This window comes from Microlunatus spumicola, from assembly GCF_039536445.1.
Lineage (GTDB): Bacteria > Actinomycetota > Actinomycetes > Propionibacteriales > Propionibacteriaceae > Microlunatus > Microlunatus spumicola.
Map to the genome: position 1 here is coordinate 406,769 of NZ_BAAAYR010000001.1, position 17,982 is coordinate 424,750.

16 protein-coding genes are annotated in these 17,982 nt (G+C 73.5%); 6 read left to right on the forward strand and 10 right to left on the reverse strand.

Annotated features, from left to right (window positions below):
• The first annotated feature begins 15 nt into the window (after positions 1–15).
• The 3 genes from ABD665_RS01840 to ABD665_RS01850 all read left to right on the forward strand — a co-directional run bounded on the left by ABD665_RS01840 (position 16) and on the right by ABD665_RS01850 (position 3,050).
• Positions 16–831, forward strand: coding sequence for a ThuA domain-containing protein (locus ABD665_RS01840; RefSeq protein WP_204912505.1), 816 nt, complete (start codon positions 16–18; stop codon positions 829–831).
• Positions 824–1,954 (forward strand): Gfo/Idh/MocA family protein, encoded by a 1,131-nt coding sequence (locus ABD665_RS01845; RefSeq protein ID WP_344740847.1) that lies wholly within the window; start codon positions 824–826, stop codon positions 1,952–1,954. The genes ABD665_RS01840 and ABD665_RS01845 overlap by 8 nt, the downstream gene beginning before the upstream one ends.
• Before the next feature lie 556 nt (positions 1,955–2,510).
• Entirely contained in the window at positions 2,511–3,050 is a 540-nt protein-coding gene (locus ABD665_RS01850) for a GAF domain-containing protein (protein WP_204912504.1), read from the forward strand.
• Positions 3,051–3,081: 31 nt separating this feature from the next.
• Here ABD665_RS01850 and ABD665_RS01855 read toward each other — a convergent pair whose 3' ends face one another.
• Both ABD665_RS01855 and ABD665_RS01860 read right to left on the reverse strand, forming a co-directional pair.
• A complete protein-coding gene (locus tag ABD665_RS01855; protein ID WP_204912503.1) occupies positions 3,082–5,634 on the reverse strand; it encodes an HAD-IC family P-type ATPase in 2,553 nt (850 codons plus the stop codon).
• A gap of 61 nt (positions 5,635–5,695) precedes the next feature.
• The gene (locus tag ABD665_RS01860) at positions 5,696–6,295 is read right to left on the reverse strand and encodes an HD domain-containing protein (RefSeq protein ID WP_204912502.1); all 600 of its coding nucleotides are present in this window, start codon (positions 6,293–6,295) and stop codon (positions 5,696–5,698) included.
• Positions 6,296–6,342: 47 nt separating this feature from the next.
• Here ABD665_RS01860 and denD point away from each other — a divergent pair, with 47 nt between their 5' ends.
• Entirely contained in the window at positions 6,343–7,362 is a 1,020-nt protein-coding gene (gene denD, locus ABD665_RS01865; protein ID WP_204912501.1) for a D-erythronate dehydrogenase, read from the forward strand.
• A gap of 294 nt (positions 7,363–7,656) precedes the next feature.
• Here denD and ABD665_RS01870 read toward each other — a convergent pair whose 3' ends face one another.
• The 4 genes from ABD665_RS01870 to ABD665_RS01885 form a co-directional block, all read right to left on the reverse strand.
• Complete coding sequence (locus ABD665_RS01870; protein ID WP_204912500.1) at positions 7,657–8,703, reverse strand: Gfo/Idh/MocA family oxidoreductase; 1,047 nt, start codon at positions 8,701–8,703, stop codon at positions 7,657–7,659.
• Entirely contained in the window at positions 8,700–9,602 is a 903-nt protein-coding gene (locus ABD665_RS01875) for a TIM barrel protein (RefSeq protein ID WP_204912499.1), read from the reverse strand. The genes ABD665_RS01870 and ABD665_RS01875 overlap by 4 nt, the downstream gene beginning before the upstream one ends.
• Positions 9,595–10,596 carry a Gfo/Idh/MocA family protein gene (locus ABD665_RS01880; protein ID WP_204912498.1) on the reverse strand — a complete coding sequence of 334 codons (1,002 nt, stop codon included), beginning with the start codon at positions 10,594–10,596 and terminating at the stop codon, positions 9,595–9,597. The genes ABD665_RS01875 and ABD665_RS01880 overlap by 8 nt, the downstream gene beginning before the upstream one ends.
• Before the next feature lie 113 nt (positions 10,597–10,709).
• Entirely contained in the window at positions 10,710–11,945 is a 1,236-nt protein-coding gene (locus tag ABD665_RS01885) for a phytanoyl-CoA dioxygenase family protein (RefSeq protein WP_204912497.1), read from the reverse strand.
• Positions 11,946–12,100: 155 nt separating this feature from the next.
• On the opposite strand from ABD665_RS01885, the gene ABD665_RS01890 reads away from it, so the two are divergent.
• Positions 12,101–13,132: a substrate-binding domain-containing protein gene (locus ABD665_RS01890; protein ID WP_204912496.1), complete on the forward strand. Its 1,032-nt coding sequence runs from the start codon at positions 12,101–12,103 to the stop codon at positions 13,130–13,132.
• A 9-nt stretch (positions 13,133–13,141) separates the two neighbouring features.
• Here ABD665_RS01890 and ABD665_RS01895 read toward each other — a convergent pair whose 3' ends face one another.
• The 4 genes from ABD665_RS01895 to ABD665_RS01910 form a co-directional block, all read right to left on the reverse strand.
• A complete protein-coding gene (locus ABD665_RS01895; RefSeq protein ID WP_344740853.1) occupies positions 13,142–13,783 on the reverse strand; it encodes a DUF1345 domain-containing protein in 642 nt (213 codons plus the stop codon).
• A 106-nt stretch (positions 13,784–13,889) separates the two neighbouring features.
• Positions 13,890–15,050 (reverse strand): alcohol dehydrogenase catalytic domain-containing protein, encoded by a 1,161-nt coding sequence (locus tag ABD665_RS01900; RefSeq protein ID WP_204912495.1) that lies wholly within the window; start codon positions 15,048–15,050, stop codon positions 13,890–13,892.
• Positions 15,051–15,093: 43 nt separating this feature from the next.
• Complete coding sequence (locus tag ABD665_RS01905; RefSeq protein WP_204912494.1) at positions 15,094–16,269, reverse strand: alcohol dehydrogenase catalytic domain-containing protein; 1,176 nt, start codon at positions 16,267–16,269, stop codon at positions 15,094–15,096.
• On the reverse strand, positions 16,266–16,754 hold the full coding sequence (locus tag ABD665_RS01910) for an SRPBCC family protein (RefSeq protein WP_204912493.1): 489 nt from the start codon (positions 16,752–16,754) through the stop codon (positions 16,266–16,268). Before ABD665_RS01910 ends, ABD665_RS01905 begins: the two co-directional genes overlap by 4 nt.
• Positions 16,755–16,998: 244 nt before the next feature.
• On the opposite strand from ABD665_RS01910, the gene ABD665_RS01915 reads away from it, so the two are divergent.
• The gene (locus tag ABD665_RS01915; RefSeq protein ID WP_204912492.1) at positions 16,999–17,904 is read left to right on the forward strand and encodes a LysR family transcriptional regulator; all 906 of its coding nucleotides are present in this window, start codon (positions 16,999–17,001) and stop codon (positions 17,902–17,904) included.
• Positions 17,905–17,982: the final 78 nt, after the last annotated feature.

Below are 17,982 nucleotides of genomic sequence, written 5' to 3' on the forward strand. Positions count from 1 at the left end.
AAGGAAGAGACACCGATGTCCTCCAGCACCACCAGCCCCCTCCGCGTCGTCGTCTGGGGCGAGAACCGGCACGAGCAGGTCGAGCCCCACGTGGCGGCGATCTACCCCGACGGGATGCACGCCACCATCGCCGACGGCATCGGCGAGAACCTCGCAGACGGCGCCTCGATCACCACCGTGACCCTGGACGACCCGGAGCACGGGCTGACCGAGGAGGTGCTCGCCGCGACCGACGTCCTCGTGTGGTGGGGCCACGCGGCCCACGGCGAGGTGGCCGACGAGGTCGTCGACCGCGTCCACCGTCACGTCCTGTCCGGCATGGGCCTGCTGGTGCTGCACTCCGGGCACTGGTCCAAGATCTTCGGCAAGCTCATGGGCACGACCTGCACGCTGCGCTGGCGCAACGACCGCGACCGTGAGCTGGTGTGGACCGTCGACGCGACGCACCCGATCACGCAGGGCGTGCCGAACCCGATCGTCATCGACGCGCAGGAGATGTACGGGGAGACGTTCGACATCCCCGCGCCGGACGAGCTGATCTTCATCTCCTCGTTCAGCGGGGGCGAGGTGTTCCGCAGCGGGTGCACGTTCCGCCGCGGGCACGGCAAGATCTTCTTCTTCTCGCCGGGCGACCAGGACTACCCCGTCTACCACCACAAGGACGTCCGCCGGGTGATCGCCAACGGCGTGCGCTGGGCCGCCAGCGACTTCCCGCGGGAGGTGCCGACCCTGCTGCGCTACGACAGCGGGGACTTCTTCAACGGCCACGGCTACGGCCGGGCGATCGCCGACGCCGACGCGGAGCAGACGCCGGAGCCGGCGCGTGGCTGAGGGCCTGCGCGGTCCCGGGACCGACGCGGGAGCCGCCCCGCTGCGCCTGGTGCAGGTCGGCGCGGGCGGCATGGGCCGCGCCTGGCTGAAGAACCTCGCGGCGAGCCCGGACGTCCGGCTGGTCGGCCTGGTGGACCTCGACGTGGGTGCGGCGCGTCGTGCGGCTGACGAGGAGGGCTTCCCGGGCCTGCCCGTCGCCGCCTCGGTCGACGAGCTGACCTCGTGCGACGAGGCGGAGGCCCTCGTCAACGTCACCGTGCCGGTCGCCCACCACACCGTGACCACGGCGGCCCTGCTCGGCGGGCTGCCCGTGCTCAGCGAGAAGCCGTTGGCGGAGTCGGTCAGCGAGGGTCTGTCGATGGTCGCCGCGTCCGAGGTGGCCGGGCGGCTGCTGATGGTCTCGCAGTCGCGCCGCTACTGGCGGAACCTGGCCGCGTTGCGGCGTCAGGTCGCACAGCTCGGGCAGGTCGGTGCGGTGAGCTGCGAGTTCTTCAAGGCACCGCGCTTCGGCGGGTTCCGGGAGGAGATGGCGCACCCGCTGCTCGTCGACATGGCGATCCACCAGCTCGACCTCGCCCGGGACCTGATCGGCAGCGAGCCGGTCTCGGTCTACTGCGACAGCTTCAACCCCGCGTGGAGCTGGTTCGGTGGTGACGCCGCCGCGAACGCCGTCTTCGTCTTCGAGGACGGCGCGCGGTTCAGCTTCACGGGCAGCTGGTGCGCGCCCGGCCTGGAGACCTCCTGGAACGGCCGTTGGCGGGTCAGCGCCGAGGGCGGCACCGCGCTCTGGGACGGCGACGGCGAGCCGGTCGCCGAGGCGGCGGACGGATCGGCCCTGCCGGCGGACGTGCGGGACGAGCCCGAGCAGATCGCCGGGTCGCTGGCCGAGTTCGTCTCCGTGGTGCGCGGCGGCGGGGTGCCGTCGGGCGAGGTGCACGCGAACGTGCTCAGCCTGGCGATGGTGGAGGCGGCGACCACGTCGGCGGCCGCCGGGCGGCGGGTCACGATCGCCGAGGTGCTCGAGACCGCGTACGCGACCGCGGTCGCGGACGAGAAGAACGAGGAGGTCCGCGCCCGGCTGCTGTCCTGGCCGTCCGTGCACGAGGTGGTGGGCCGGCGGTGACCGCGCCGCGACCACGTGGCGTCCGCCAACGGTCGCGCGCCGGGTGTCGGGCGCCGCTCGACGGGTAAAGGGTCAGGCGGACGCCGTTGGGGGGAGTCCCGCAGGACGCCGCGGCCGCGGACGAGACGGTGAAGACCGGTCTCGTCGGCGGCCGCGGCCCTTGCCGTGCGGCAGGCATGAGGAGCCGCCCACCTCGTCCGTCCCGACCGTCGGGGGAGTCGAGACCCGCGGAGCCAGAGCTGTGCACAGGACCTGGTTCCGCACGTCTCGGATCGAGGGCGTACGAGGTGGACGGACGGCCCGGTAGGCCACGCTGTTGGACGCACCAGTCCTGGAGCTTGCCGGGCAGCACCACCCGACGCGCTCTTGGGAACTGTTCGGTGCGGACGTCGGGACGGATGCACGTCCGGAAGGACGACCCGCAGGCGAGACCGACCCGGCCAGCGTGCTTGGCGCCCGTCCGGCCGGGGTAGTCGGGCGCCGACGAGGGGAAAGCAGGTCCGCTCGAACGGCTCGAGCCCGGTCGCGACCGGCTCCTGAACCCCAGGGACGCAGCGTGGTGACCCAGCTCCCCTCCGGCACCTCCCTCCCGCCACCGACCGGTACCGCGGGTCGGGTCCCGCGCGACTACCTCGACGCCGTACGCGCCGGACGCGCTCCGGACGAACGGCTGCAGCAGGCCCTCGGCCTCCTGCCCGACCTGGTGGCGGGCTGTCACCTCGCGAGCGCCACGACGCCACGGCTCCGCGGGCTCACCGTGCACCGGGCCACCGACGACGCCGCCCGGCACGCCGACGAGCTCCAGCACCGCCTGGAGGAGGGCCCGTGCCTGCAGGCGCTGCGCACGGGTCACAGCGTCCTGGCCCACGACCTGCCCGGGGAGACCCGTTGGCCGCGCTGGACCGCCCGCGCCTCCGCGGAGCTGCGGCTCGGGGCCGTCCTCTCCGTCCTGCTCCTCGCGGGCCGGCGGTCGGTGGGCACCCTCAACCTCTACTCGTTCGACCGCGGCGGGCTGTCCGACGTCGACATCGCCGTGCTCCACGCGCTCGCCGACCCGCTCACGGGGGTCCTCGTCGACGTGCTGCGGGACCGCTGACCGCCCACGGTCGAGGCGGCCGGCACGTCCCCTACGGGTTCTCCGGCGTGCCGCCGAGGCCGGCCAGGCCGAGCAACCGGTCCATCACCCGGAAGCGGTACGCGGCACCGAGGGCGAGGAACCAGGCCACGAGCAGGGGCACGGCGATCTCGTACACGACCCCGGCCGGCCGGGTGAGCCCGAAGTAGGTGTGCAGCGTGGGCACCACGAGGGCGGTGATCAGCCCGGCCAGCAGCACGACCACGAGGACGACCGGTCGCTTGTCGGGGCTCGGGCGGGTCCAGGCGGCGAAGACCCGGGCGGGCGGCTCGAGGAACAGGATGAGGAGGATCGAGGCCATCGACACGAACGTCGAGAGCCCGGTCTGGGCGCCGAGCGTGGCCGCGGCGGGCACGAAGTCCGCGTCCACCCCGTACGTGAGCCCGGTGTAGCGGGAGAACTCCGTGACCAGGCGGTCCCGGATGCCCGGGTCGTCGAACCCGCGCGTGATCGTCGTGTAGAGGAACGTGTACGCCGCCACGGCGAAGCCCGCCGTCAGCACGGCCGCGGGCAGCACGAAGCGGGCCAGGTCGAGCAGCAGGTGGCGGTCGGGCTCGGCGGGCCGTGCCCAGGCGGTGAGGAAGATCGTGGGCAGGCCGACGGTGAAGAGCGTCAGGCCGGTCTGCGCCGGGGAGTAGGGGAAGCCCAGTCCGATCATGGTGACGGTGACGATGATCAGCGCCTGCGTCGCCACCCGGGTGAGGAAGACCTGCGTGGAGACGGCGATGCCGGTGATGATCCGGCGGCCCTCGCGGCGGGCGGGCACCAGGGCGGCGAGCGTGTCGTCGGTCAGCACGATGTCGGCGACGTCGCGCGCCACGGCGCTGCCGCTCCGCATGGCCACACCCACCTGGGCGGCCTTGAGCGCGCGGGCGTCGTTCACGCCGTCGCCGACCATGGCCACGTAGCGGCCCTGGCGACGCAGCGACAGGACGACGCGTTCCTTCTGCTCGGGGGCGACGCGGCCGAAGACGCTGCCGCCCGCGACGAGCGCGTCCAGCTCGGTGTCGTCCAGCCGGTCCAGGTCGCCGGCGTGCACCGGGCGGACGTCCGGCAGCCCGGCCCGGGTGGCGAGCGCGCCGACGGTCCCCGGGTCGTCGCCGGAGAGGACCTTGAGCGCGATGCCCTCGTCGCGCAGCCGCGCCACCGTCTCGGGCACGTCGGGCCGCAGCTCGTCCGCGAGGGCGACGAGCCCCCACGGCTCCAGCGCCGGCAGCACGGCCCGCCCCTCGGCGTCGCGCACACCAGCCGCGGGTTCGACGGACCGGGCGAGGAGGAGGACCCGCAGGCCCTGCGCCGTACGGGCGGCGACCTGCTCGTCGAGGCCGGACGCGTCGCCGGTCGGTGCGAGAGCGGGGACGAGGGCCTCGGGCGCACCGAGGACCCAGGTCACCTCGTCGGTCCGGACGGCGCTCCAGCGCAGCACCGAGCTGAACGGCACGACCTCGACGACCGGCAGCGCGGTGCCGGGGAGCCCGGCGGCCAGGGCCGTGGTGGTGAGGTTCGCGGCCTCGGTGCTGCGGGCCAGCGAGCCGAGGGCCACCTCGACCTCGTGGGCCTCGTGCCCGTCGAGGGCCACGACCTCGTCCACGGTCAGCCGCCCGGTGGTCAGGGTGCCGGTCTTGTCGGTGCACACCACGTCGACGTTGCTGACCGACTCGACCGCGTTGACCCGCTGCACCAGCGCGCCCCGGCGGGAGGACGTGACGGCGCCGGCGGTGTAGGCGAGCACGATCAGGAAGAACAGCCCGTACGGGACCAGCCCGGACAGGACGGCGGCCGTCTGGACGACCCGGACGAGCGTGAACCCCTCCAGCGCGGCCTGCAGGAGGATGGCGCCGCTCATCAGCACCACGACGACCATGACGAGGCGGACGCAGAACGCGACCTGGTGCTGCAGCGGCGTGGTGTCGGTCGTCGCGCTGCGGGCCTCGGTGGTGAGCCGGCTGGCGTAGCTCGCGGCGCCGACGTCGCGGGCCAGCTGCAGCCCGGCGCCGCCGACGACCTGGCTGCCGGAGAGCAGGTCGTCCCCGGGCCCTCGCGCCTGCGCCTCCGACTCGCCGGTCAGCAGGGACTCGTCGACCTCGACCGCACCCTCGAGGACCGGCCCGTCGACGACGAGCTGGTCGCCCGGGCGGACGCGGACGACGTCGCCCCGGACCAGGTCCTCGGGCACCAGCTCGACGTCGCGGCCGTCGCGGACCACCACCACCGTGCTGCGGCCCAGCACCTGCAAATGGTCCAGCTGGCGCTTGGCCCGGATCTCCTGGACGGCGCTGATGACCGCGTTCAGCAGGCCGATGGACACGCTGATGACGGCGTCGCCGTAGCGCCCCAGCGCCAGCAGGGCGGCGCCGATGACGAAGAGGATGCTGTTGTAGAGGTTGAAGACGTTGGTGCGCAGGATCCGGCCGTACGTCCGCGACGACGCGCTGACCGCCCGGTTGCCCTCGCCCCGGCGTCGACGCGCCTCGGCCTCGGCGGTCGTGAGACCGGTGGTGGACGCGTCGGGCGCGGGCAGCAGGTCTCGCGTCGCGCCGGGCACGGTGCCCATCATGGGGCAGCGACTGTCGTTCGCGGCGTTTCGTCCCGGCGCCCCGCCGGGCTCAGCGCTCGAACGGGTGGTGCGCGAGCTTGTCCAGGAGGCCACCGTCGACGAGCCGGCGGGCGGCCGTGGTCGGCTTGCGCTCGGCCTGGTCCGTCACCGCGGCGCCGAACTCCTCCGCCAGCTTCAGGCGCGGGTGCGCGACCAGGACCTCGCGCACGAAGTCCGCCGGCAGCGCCTCCGGCCGCGACCCGCTGATGTCGAGCCCGGTCGCGACCTCGAGCAGGTGGCCCTCGACGTCGAGACCGGGGTCGACCGACGGCCAGTTGTGGCGCACGACCACGTCGAGCGCCCGCTGGCGCCGCTCAGCCGCCCAGCCCGCGCCGGCGGTCAGGGCGACGGCGACCTGCCCGCCTGCCTCCTCGTACGACAGCGTCACGTTGTCGTAGGCGGCCACGAGCCCGATGTCGTGCAGGACCGCGGCCGTCCAGAGCAGCTCGTGGTCCACGCCGCGGCGATCCTCGACCAGGGCGAACGCCTCCGCCCACAGCCACGAGCGGACGACGTGGTGCAGCAGGGCGGGGGTGTGGCACGCGGTCGCGAGGTCGAGGGCTGCCCGGGCGGCGGGCGTGGTCGGCGGGGTGAGGTCCTGGAGGCGCACCGCGCCATGGTGGCAGAGGGCGTACGCGACGGGCCGACGGAGGACGCGTGGTTCGATGGCAGCCGAGCCAGGAGGACGACGTGCACGTCTTGATCACCGGTGCCGCGGGCATGATCGGCCGCAAGCTGACCGCGCGGCTGGTCGCCGACGGGAGGCTGGGCGACCGGCCGCTCGACCGCCTGACGCTGGCCGACGTCGTCGCCCCGACGCCGCCCGAAGACGGCCCGTCCACCGAGGTCGTCGCCGCCGACCTGACCCGGCCGGGTGCGGCGGAGGAGCTGCTCGAGAGCCGTCCGGACGTGGTCGTCCACCTCGCCGCGGTGGTGTCCGGGGAGGCCGAGGCCGACTTCGACAAGGGCTACGCGGTCAACCTCGACGGCACCCGCGCGCTGCTCGACGCCGTCCGGACGGCCCACCTCGCCGACGGTTGGACGCCGCGGTTCGTCCTCACCTCGTCCATCGCCGTCTACGGCGCGCCCCTGCCGAACCCCATCCCCGAGGACTTCCAGCAGACGCCGCTGACCAGCTACGGGACGCAGAAGGCGATCGGCGAGCTGCTGCTCGCCGACTTCTCCCGGCGCGGCTTCCTCGACGGCGTCGGCGTCCGGCTGCCGACCATCTGCATCCGTCCGGGCCGGCCCAACAAGGCGGCGTCCGGCTTCTTCTCCAGCATCCTGCGCGAGCCGCTGGTCGGGCAGGAGGCGGTGCTGCCCGTCCCCGAGAGCGTCCGGCACTGGCACGCCTCGCCGCGCTCGGCGGTGGAGTTCCTCGTGCGCGCCGCCGTCCTCGACACCGCGCTGGTGGGACCGCGCCGGACCCTGTCCATGCCCGGGCTGAGCGCGACCGTCGGCGAGCAGCTCGACGCGCTCCGCCGCATCGCCGGCGAACGCGCGGTCCGCCTGGTCCGCCACAAGCCGGACGAGAAGATCATGGCGATCGTGGAGACCTGGGCCGCCGCCCTGGACGCCACCCGCGCCGAACGCCTCGGCTTCGTCGCCGAGACCTCCTTCGACGAGATCATCCGCGTGCACGTCGAGGACGAGCTCGGCGGCGTCCTGCCCTCCTGATCACCGCCCGGGCGGCACCGCCGTACGGCCCCTCCCTGTCTGCGCGATCTTGTGTCGTCTGCGCGGGTTTGAACACGCGCAGACGACACAAAGGCGAGCAGACGTGAGGACCGGGGCGCGATGCGGAGTGCCCATGCCCCCCGAGCCTGTCGAAGGGCCTCGAAGAGGTGGGCGCCATTGTGCGGTGGAGCCGACCCGTTCCGGGCCCTTCGACAAGCTCAGGGGGCGTTGTCGCCCGTCGACACGCTCAGGGGGCGTCCCGGGCCCTTCGACAAGATCAGGGGGCGTTCGGGCTCAGGGGGCGTTCCGGTCGGTCGGCCTCAGGGGGAGGCCGGCGAGGCGGTAGCAGGTGTCGATCAGCTCGAGGTTGCGCACGCCGTCGGCGGCGTCGGTGGGGAACGGGGTCCCGCGGCGTACGGCGGCGGTGAGCGCGTCGAGCTGGTGGTGGTAGCTGCTGCGGGTGCCGAGGTGCTCGACCCGTTCCGGCTCGCCGGCGAGGCGGACGATCAGGCGGTCGTCGGTGCTGACCTTGACGAAGTTCATGATCGTGGCGTCGCCGCGGTCGCCGGTGACCTTGATCGAGAACTCCAGCTCGGGGTCGCTCATGGCGCAGAGGATCTCGCCGCGGACGCCGTCGGGCAGGGCCAGCTCGACCTCGAAGCGTGCGTCGACGCCCGGCGTGCCCTCGCCCTCGACGGCGCGCGCGGAGACCGGCTCCGCGAACCCCCCGAGCTCGGCCGCCACGGTCGACATCACGTTCAGCGCGTAGCAGCCGAGGTCCATCAGGACGCCGCCGGCGAGGGGCAGCGACCAGCGCAGGTCGTCCTCACCCGGGGGCGGCATGACCATCTGCACCCGGACGGTCCGCAGCGTCCCGAGCTCGCCGCTCGCCATGACCTCGAGCAGCCGCGCGAACACCGGGTGGTAGCGGTGGTGGAAGGCGTCGAAGACGACGAGGCCTGACGCTTCCGCCGCCTCGGCGACGGTCCGCGCCTCCTCGGCGTTGCTCGCGAACGGCTTCTCCGTCAGCACGTGCTTGCCCGCCGCGAGGGCGGCGAGGTTCCAGGGTCCGTGCAGGCTGTTCGGCAGCGCGTTGTAGACGACCTCGACCTCGGGGTCGGCGAGCAGCGCCTCGTAGTCGGCGACGACGCGCTCGACGCCGTGCTCGGCGGCGAACTCCTCCGCCCGCCGCGGGTCGCGGGCGGCCACGGCCACGAGCCGGGCGCCTCCGTCGTGGGCGGGGACGACGAGGGACTCGACGGCGATGCGGCTCGCCCCGAGCAGGCCGATCCGCAGCGGTTCGTCGGCCGTGCTGGTGGAGGCCGTGCTGGTGGTGGTCATGCGGCGATCCTCTCGTCCGCCTGCGCGATGCACGACGCGGCGGCCTCGCGGGCCTCGCGGAGCACCACCTCGACCGGCCGCCTGCGGTCGGTCTCGGACATGTGCTCGATGCCCCAGACGCCGTCCCAGCCGAGCCGCCGGACGACCTCGACGAAGGAGACGACGTCGAAGTCCCCGGTCCCGCAGAACAGCCGGTTGTCGAACGTGTCCTCGATCTGCGTGCCGACCACCTCGGCGGCGCCGTCGTCCAGCTCCACCCCGAACAGCCGCTCGGGCGCGAGCCGGAGCAGGGCGTCGTACGGGGTGCCGCCCCGGTAGGCGTGCCAGACGTCGAGCATGAGCCCGCCGTTGGCGTTCCCGACGTCGGTGACGAGGTCGATCGCCTGCTCGGTGGTGCGGATCGGCGGCGGCGAGAAGGGCGTGTTCTCGTACGCGATCCTGACCCCGGCCTCGCGGCCCGCGTCGGCGAGCGCGTCGAACCCGGCGCACAGCTCGTCGTAGGTCACCGGCTCGCCGTCGTCGTCGGCCCCGATCTTGATGTTGTCCACGCCGAGCACTGCGCAGGCGTCGAACAGGTCCTGCCGGAGCGCGTCGGACCGGGCCCTGCGCTCACCGGTGGTCCACCAGTCGACGACGCGTTCCAGCTGGACCGTCGTCAGCCCGTTGTCGCGCAGCAGCTGCGCCACCGTCGGCAGCCCCACGGTCTCGCGCGCCACCCGCAGGTCCGCGTGCGTCAGCCCGAAGCCGGTGTAGCCGGCCCGGGACACCGCCTCGATGCGGGTGCGGACGTCCAGCGGGCTCGTGTCGGGCCCGCGCAGCGGCATCACGTCGCCGGCCGAGGTCCAGCAGGCCGCGACGAACTCCAGCGGGGTGGGCACGGCGGCGCGCCCGTCAGCCACGGACGTCGTCGAGCCGGACGGGACGGTGCTCCTGCAGCGAGCGCGCGGCCGCCTCGGCGACCCAGCTCGCCTCGAGGCCCTCGGCGATGGTGCACGGCGACACCCGGCGACCGGCGGCCACGTCGAGGAACGTCGACAGCTCGACCTGGAACGCCGTGGCGAACCGGTCCATGAAGAAGCTGTGCGCCGGGCCGGCGGGGAACGCGAGGTCGGGGTCCGCCGAACGGAACGGCAGGCCGTCGTCGAGCCCGGCGGAGATCGACCCCGCGGAACCGTGCAGCTCGAGCCGGACGTCGTAGCCCTGGCCGTTGTAGCGCGTGTTCGAGACGACGCCGAGCGTGCCGTCGTCGAAGGTCAGCAGCGTCGACGCGGTGTCGACGTCGCCGGCCTCCACGAAGAGCGCGTCCCCGCGGTTGCCGCCGGTGGCGTAGACCTCGACGACGTCGCGCCCGGTCACCCAGCGCACCGCGTCGAAGTCGTGGATCGCGCAGTCGCGGAAGATGCCGCCCGAGCTCGCCACGTACGCGGCGGGCGGGGGAGCCGGGTCCATCGTGGTCGAGCGGACCGTCGTCAGCCAGCCGAGCTCGCCGGCGTCGAACGCGGCCTTGGCGGCGACGAACGCAGGGTCGAAGCGGCGCGGGAAGCCGATCTGCACCGGCACCCCGGAACGCTCCACCTCGGCGACCAGGTCCGCGACCGCGTACGGGTCCTCGGCGACCGGCTTCTCGCAGAAGGTGGGGACGCCGGCGGCGACCGCGGCCCGCAGCAGGGCGAGGTGCGTCGTCGTGGACGACGCGATCACCACGCCGTCCAGCTGAGCAGCGAGCAGCGCCTCGGCGTCCACGACCGGCGTCGCCCCGAGCCGCTCGGCCGCCGCCTCGGCGACCCCGGGCATCGCGTCGGTGACGACGAGCTCGTCGACGAGGTCGTGGCGGTTCAGGGTGTCCGCGTGGAACGCCCCGATCCGGCCGAGCCCGATGAGTCCGATGCGCATGGGTGCTGTCTCCTTCGACGACGTGCTGGTGGTGGGTGCTGCTGGTGGGGCAGCCGTGGCCGAGCCCGGACCGCCGGAGCGGTGCCAGGCCCGGACGGTCGGGGTCTCGTCGGTCAGATCTCGTCGGTGCGGTGCCGGGTCGCGTACGCGTCCAGTGCCGCCGACAGGCGCTCATCGTCCCAGTCCTCGTCCAGCGCCTGCTGCAGCAGGGCGGACTGGGCCAGCGGGGTCAGCCCGCCGACGTTCTCGTCGAGGTCGAGGTTGCTGGGGAACGGGTAGCCCTCGGCGGCGCTGGCGAGGGCGTTGGCCAGCGACGCCGGGTCGGCGCCGGCGGAGCGGCGGGCGCGGAGCACCGGGTAGACGGCCTTGGACACCTTGGTCCGGTCGACGGTCTCCATCGCCCGTCCGAAGGCCGAGCTCACCTGGAGCAGGTTCGCCATCCGCTGGACGTCGGCGGAGACGTTGTTGCCGGCCCCGTGGAACAGCGCCGGGTTGAAGAAGGCGGCGTCGCCCTTCTCCAGCGGCAGCTGCACGTGACGCTCGGCGAAGAACGCCCGGAACTCCGGCAGCCGCCAGGCGAGGTAGCCGGGCGCGTACTGGTGGGAGTACGGCAGGTACATCGTCGGGCCGCTCTCGACCGGCATGTCGGAGTGCGCGACGGCGCCCTGCAGGGTCAGGACGGGGGAGAGCAGGTGCACGTGGGCCGGGTAGCCGGCGGCGACCTCGTTGGACAGGAAGCCGAGGTGGTAGTCGCGGTGCGGGTCCTGGGCCTTGCCGCCGGGGCGGACGACGTTGACCTGCGAGGTCACCTGGTAGCCCGGGCCGAGCCAGGCGGTGCTGATCAGCGCGAGGATGTCGTTGCCGTAGTAGTCGACGAACGTCCCGGGGTCCCGGACGGCGAGCTTCTCCAGCGCGTTCCAGACGCGGCTGTTGGCGCCGGCCTTGGCGAAGTGGTCGTTGTGGCCCCCGCCCGCGGCCTTCTCCGCCGCGATGATCTCGTCGAAGCTCGCGGTGGCGCGGTCGACGACGGCGGTGTCGGGGAACGCGCCCTTGAAGGCGACGACGCCCGGACCCTCGGTCAGCGCGCGGACCAGCTCGGCCTCGACCTCGATGCGGTCCTGCTCGGAGGTGATCGAGGCCCGCAGCGCGGCCGCGTCGTAGACCAGCACGTTCAGCTGGACGTCCGCGGCGTGCGGGTAGTCGGCCAGCTCGGTGACCTGGTCGACGAGGGCGGCGAAGTCCTCGACCCGGCAGTCGGCCTCGGTGAAGCGGCCCGGACGCGCGGGGGCCGGGCTGCTGGTCGCTGCGGTGCCTGGGGCGGCGCTGCGGGGTGCGGCGGTGGTGGTCATGGCTCCTCCTTCTGCGGGGCCTCCGGCCGGTCGCCGCTCGTCGCGGGGAGGGGAGGTCCAGGGCTGTCGTGGTGCTCTTCTGTCCGCGACACTAGTAGAGATCGAGGGGGCGTAGACCTCCGGAAACCATCAAAAAGACCTCAGAGGACGGGCCCGTGCACCGCTACCGGATCCAGGAGATCGCCGACCAGGCGGGCCTGAGCCAGGCGACCGTCGACCGGGTGCTGAACCAGCGCGCGGGGGTCCGGTCGAGCACGGCGGACCAGGTGCGGCGGGCCGTCGAGGAGCTCGACCGGCAGCGCGACCAGGTGCAGCTCGGCGGGCGGACGTTCCGGATCGACCTGGTGATGCAGGCTCCCGCGCGGTTCAGCTCGTCGGTGCGGGCGGCGCTGGAGGCCGAGCTGCCGGGGCTGCGGCCCGCAGTCATCCGCAGCCGCTTCCACCTTCGCGAGGAGGGGCCCGTCGCGGACCTGGTCCAGGTCCTCGACGACGTCGGCCGGCGCGGCTCGGCCGGGGTGCTGCTCAAGGCCCCCGACCACCCGGCGGTCACCGAGGCGGTCGTCCGGCTGCACGGGCAGGGCATCCCGGTGGTCACCCTCGTGACGGACCTCCCGCTCAGCCCGCGCGTCGCGTACGTCGGCATCGACAACCGCGCCGCGGGCGCGACTGCCGCCTACCTGGTCGCCCTCATGTCGCAGGACCCGTCGGCCCCGGTGCTCGTCACGCTGAGCAGCAGCAGCTTCCGCGGCGAGGAGGAGCGCGAGAGCGGGTTCCGCTCGGCGATGCGCACGCTGGCGCCCGACCGCACGGTCGTCGAGGTCTCCGAGACCGACGGGCTCGACGCCTCGATGTTCGCGGCGGTCGCGCGGGTCCTGGAGCTCCACCCCGACCTCGGCGCGGTCTACTCGATCGGTGGCGGCAACACGGCGACCATCGACGCGTTCCGGCAGGCCGGGCGTACGCCGGCGCCCTTCATCGCGCACGACCTGGACGGGGACAACACGACCCTGCTGCGCCGCCAGGCGATCACCGCCGTGCTGCACCACGACCTGCGGGCGGACCTCCGGAGGGCGTGCCAGCTGGTCCTGCAGGCCCACGGCGCGCTCCCCGGACCGCCGCGGACGACGCCCTCGCAGGTGCAGGTGATCACGCCGTTCAACCAGCCCGCGCCGGGCTCCTCGGGCTGAGCGGGAGCCTCACCCCTGGCCGAGGTTCGTGACGAGGTTGATGGCCACGGCGATCAGGACGGTGCCGAAGAAGTAGGACAGCAGCGCGTGCGGCAGCGTCTTGCGGCGCGCCGCGGTGCACGCGGGCTCGACGTCGGAGACGGCGTACGACATCCCGACGGTGAAGGCGAGGCAGGCGAAGTCGCTGTAGGTCGGCGGTGCGTCCTGCTTGACGTCGAAACCCTCTTCGTGGAGGTCGACGTAGTGCAGGCGCGCGTACTTCAGGGCGTAGACGGTGTTGACGAGGGCCCAGGCGACCATCGTCCCGAGCACGCCCAGGACGACCAGGGCCACGGACGTCGCTTCCGTCGCCCCGCCGCCGGCCTGCGCCAGGGCCACGACCACGGCGACGATGCTGGCCAGGCACGCCACGACGATCGCGTCGTCCGTCACGCGCGAGGAGGACTCCTCGCGCGCCAGCCGCTCGGTGGTCCCGGGGTCGGCCGGCCAGCAGGTCCGCCAGACCGCGACCAGGGCGACGACGCCCGCCGTGCACCAGCCGACGAGCGGACCGAGGTGGGGCTCGACCAGCACCGCGGCACCCACGCCGGCCACGACCCCTACCGCGAGGCAGCCGAGCGCCGGGCGGGCCGACAGCAGCCGGTCGGTCATCGTTCTCCTTCCGTGGGTGCAGGCGTGCACCTGGACCCCTGCCCGGCCGCCGAGGGGGCGTCGACGGCGGCCGGGCAGGGCAGCTCAGGCGTTCGCGGTGCCCGTGTCAGGCCCGCGCGTGGACGTCGCCGGGGTGCAGGACGATCTTGGTCCAGCCCGGCTCGCGGGCGTCGAAGTGCTCGTAGCCCTCGGGTGCCTGGTCGAGCGGCAGCTCGTGGCTGACGATCCACGACGGCGTCGCCTTCCCGCCGGCGATGAGGTCACGCAGGGCTCGGTTGTACTTCTTCACCGGGCACTGCCCGCTGCCCATCGTCTGGCCGCGGAACCAGAACTGCCCGAAGTCGAAGGCGACCTCGCCCTGCTTCGCCAGCTCGTCCTTCGCCCCGGGGTCCTGGGGGACGTAGACCCCGACGACGCCGATGGTCCCGGTGAAGCGGACCGACCGGACGAGGTTGTTCAGCGTCATGTTCGGGTGCTCCTCGCCCTGCGGGTCGTGAGCCTGGTACCCCACGCACTCGCACCCGTTGTCGGCGCCCAGCCCCATCGTCAGCTCGTTGACGGCCTCGACCGGGTCGACCTTCGAGTCGTCGATGGGGATGGCCCCGATCTCCGCCGCCTTCGCCAGGCGGTCGGGGTGCCGGTCGACGACCATGACCCTGCTCGCACCCTTGAGGACGGCGGAGTACGCGGCCATGCAGCCGACCGGACCGGCACCGTAGATCACGGTCTGGTCGCCCGGCTTCACGTGGGCCAGCTCGGTCGCGTGGTAGCCGGTCGGGAAGATGTCGGCGAGCATCACGTAGTCGTTCTGACGCTCCTCGGCGTCCTCGCCGAGCCGCAGGCAGTTGAAGTCGCCCCAGGGCACGCGCAGCAGCTCCGCCTGCCCTCCGGCCCACGGGCCCATGTCCGCGAACCCGTACGCGGCCCCGGCCCACTCCGGCACCGGCTGCGCGGTGAGGCAGTAGTTCGTGAGCCCGCACTCGCAGTTCTTGCAGTGCCCGCAGGCCACGTTGAACGGCAGGACGACGAAGTCGCCCACCTGCACCTTGTCGACGCCGGACCCGACCTCGACCACCTGGCCGAGGTTCTCGTGGCCGAACCAGCGACCCGGCTCGAAGTCGGTGCGGCCCTCGTACATGTGCAGGTCCGAGCCGCAGATGTTCGTCGTGGTGATCCGCACCAGGACGTCGGTCGGCCGCTCGATGCGGGCGTCCGGGACCTCCTTGACGCTGACCTTGCGCGGTCCCTCGTAGACCACGGCCTTCATGGGTGCCTCCTCCGGGTTCGGGTGGGTCGGATCGTGGTGATCATCAGGAGCCGGGGCGGAAGACGGCGCGGACGCAGCCGTCCTCCTTGTTCTTGAACATGCGGTAGCCCTCGGGGCCACGGTCGAGGGGCATGACGTGGGTCGCGAGGTGCTCGGTGCTGATCTCCTCGGCCGCGATGCGGTCCAAGATCATCGGGATGTAGCGGTGCCCGTGCTGCTGCGCGCCGCGCACGGTCATGCCCTTGTTCATGATCGCGCCGAACGGGAACTTGTCGACGAGCCCGCCGAACACGCCGAGCGAGAACAGGCTGCCGCCCTTGCGGCAGGCGTAGATCGCCTCCCGCAGCGCGGTGGGCCGGTCCGACTGCAGCCGCAGCTGCTGCTTGAGCTGGTCGTACAGGTACTGCGGGCCGGTGCTGTGCGCCTCCATCCCGACGGCCTCGATGCACACGTCCGGCCCACGCCCGCCGGTGCGTTCCTTCAGCTCGGCGATGACGCTGTCGGAGGTGTAGTCGAGCGTCTCCGCACCGATGTGGCGGCGGACCTGCTCGAGCCGTTCCGGGAGCCGGTCGATCACCACGACCTGCTCCGCTCCCAGCAGCATCGCCGCCCGGGCCGCCATCTGCCCGACCCCGCCCGCACCCCAGACCGCGACCGTGTCGCCCGGCGTGATGCCCGCGAGGTCGGCGCCGGTCCAGCCGGTCGGGGCGGCGTCGGAGGCGAACAGCGCCGCGGTGTCGGAGACTCCGTCGGGGACGGTGAACGCGCCCTGGTCGGCGTACGGGACCCGCACGTACTCCGCATGGCTGCCCGCGAACCCGCCGAGCGCGTGGCTGTAGGCGAAGCAGCCTCCGATCGAGGAGCCCCACAGCCCCTCGGTCAGCGCCGGGTTGGGGTTGCCGTTGTCGCACAGGGACCAGAGCTCCCGCTTGCAGTACCAGCACTGCCCGCAAGCGATGAACGAGCAGACCACCACCCGGTCGCCCACGCGGTGGTTCTGCACCGCGGAGCCGACCTCGACGACCTCGCCCATGAACTCGTGGCCGAGCACGTCGCCGGCCCGCATCGCCGGGATGTAGCCGCCCAGCAGGTGCAGGTCCGACCCGCAGGTCGTGGTCAGCCGCACCTTGAGGATGACGTCGCGGTCGTTGAGGATCTTCGGGTCGTCGACCGTCTCCACGGCGGTCTCGTTGACCCCCCGCCAGGTGAGCGCCTTCACAGCAGTCCCTCCCCGGGAGCACGGTCGGTGGCCATCTCGACGAACGCCCCGGTCGGGGTCGCCGTCCGTCGGCCGTGCGGAGCGGGATCCACCCGCAGCACCTCGCCGACCTCGATCAGCTGCTTGGCCTCGCGCAGGGCGGCCCGTACGCGCTGGCGCGGGTCCTTGCCGGCCACGCGGGCGGCCGCCGCCACCGGTCCCGTCGGCTCCGGGCCGCGCAGCCGGGCGCGCAGCTCGGTGCCCTTGTCGCCGGGCGCCGGGCGGACCTCCACCTCGACGAGGTCGCCGAGCGCGGCCAACGGACCAGGAGGGCCGTCCGGCATGACCTCCTCGGGGCTGCGGTTCACGGTGACCGCGCGCCACCGGGACCGCGGGCCGCCCTGCTCACCGCTGCCGGCCGCCGCCTGGCGCTGGAGCCGGCGGACGACCACCACCGCCCCGCCGCCGACCGCCAGGGCGACGGTGCCGAGCGCCCGGGCGCTCATCGGCGACCACCCCGGAACCCCGTCGTCCTCCGGACCACCCCAGGTGGTCCCGCGTCCACGACCCTCCGCATTGCTCCTCCTCGAGACAGACAACCGATCAGGCGAGGCGGGTCGGGAAGCGTGTCGGGTCGGCACGCGGCTCGCTCCGTCCTCGTCGTCGTCCTTCCCGATCGCGGCGGACGGATGCGCCCGGGGACGGACGAGACCTTGTCCACCCGTGAGCCCAGGACTAACGTCCCTGGCCATGGAGCTGAGACAGCTCCGCTACTTCGTCGCGATAGCGGAGGAGCGCCACTTCGGCCGAGCCGCCCGGCGGCTCCGGATCGCCACGCCCACGTTGTCCCAGCAGCTCCGCGTGCTCGAGCGGGGGCTGGGGGTGGTGCTGGTCGACCGGGCCCGGCCGGGCCTCGTGACCCTCACGCCGGGCGGCGAGGTGCTGCTGCGGCACGCGCGCGTCCTCCTCACCCGGGCCGACCGCGCGCAGGACGAGGTGCGGGCGGCGGACGCCCGGCCGGAGCAGGTCCTGCTCCGGGTCGCCTTCGGGACCGAGCACGTCCTCGCCGCGCAGCTGCAGCGGCTGACCGACGACCCCGCCTTCGACGTCGTCACGCTGGCCAGCTCGAGCAGCGACGCGCTGCTGGCGGTGCGCGCGGAGAGCTGGGACGCCGCCGTGGTGTGGGACGGGCAGGGGGTCGGGGACGGGCTGACGACCGCGGTGCTTCGCCACGTCCCGGTGCACCTGGCCGTGCCCGCGGACCACCGGCTCGCCACGCGGTCCCGCGTCGAGGTGGCCGAGCTGGCGGGGGAGACCGTCGCGATGTTCCCCCGGACCCTCTCCCCGCATGTCTGGGACGTGATGCTGCACCACGTCCTGCCGGACGGGGCGGCACGGGCAGGTCAGGTGGTCACCGAACCGCTGACCCTCGGGCCCGTGTCGGTGCTGCGGTCGGTCGCGGCAAGGAAGGGGGTGGCGCCCGTCATCGCGCCGCTCGCCGAGCACGCGGACCACGACGGGACGGTCCTGCTCCCGCTCGACCCGCCGCTCCTGATCCCGCTCGAGCTCGCCTGGCGCGAACCCGTCGGAGCCGCCCTCGGTCGCGTCCTCGCCGTGCTGCGTTCGACGAGGCGCACCCAGCCGCCGGACGTCTGACCGCGCAACCACCTGGAGCGTGGTCGGAGCGCGGAGGTGCCACGGCGCTCGTGGTGTCGGTGCGGCGCACTACGGTCG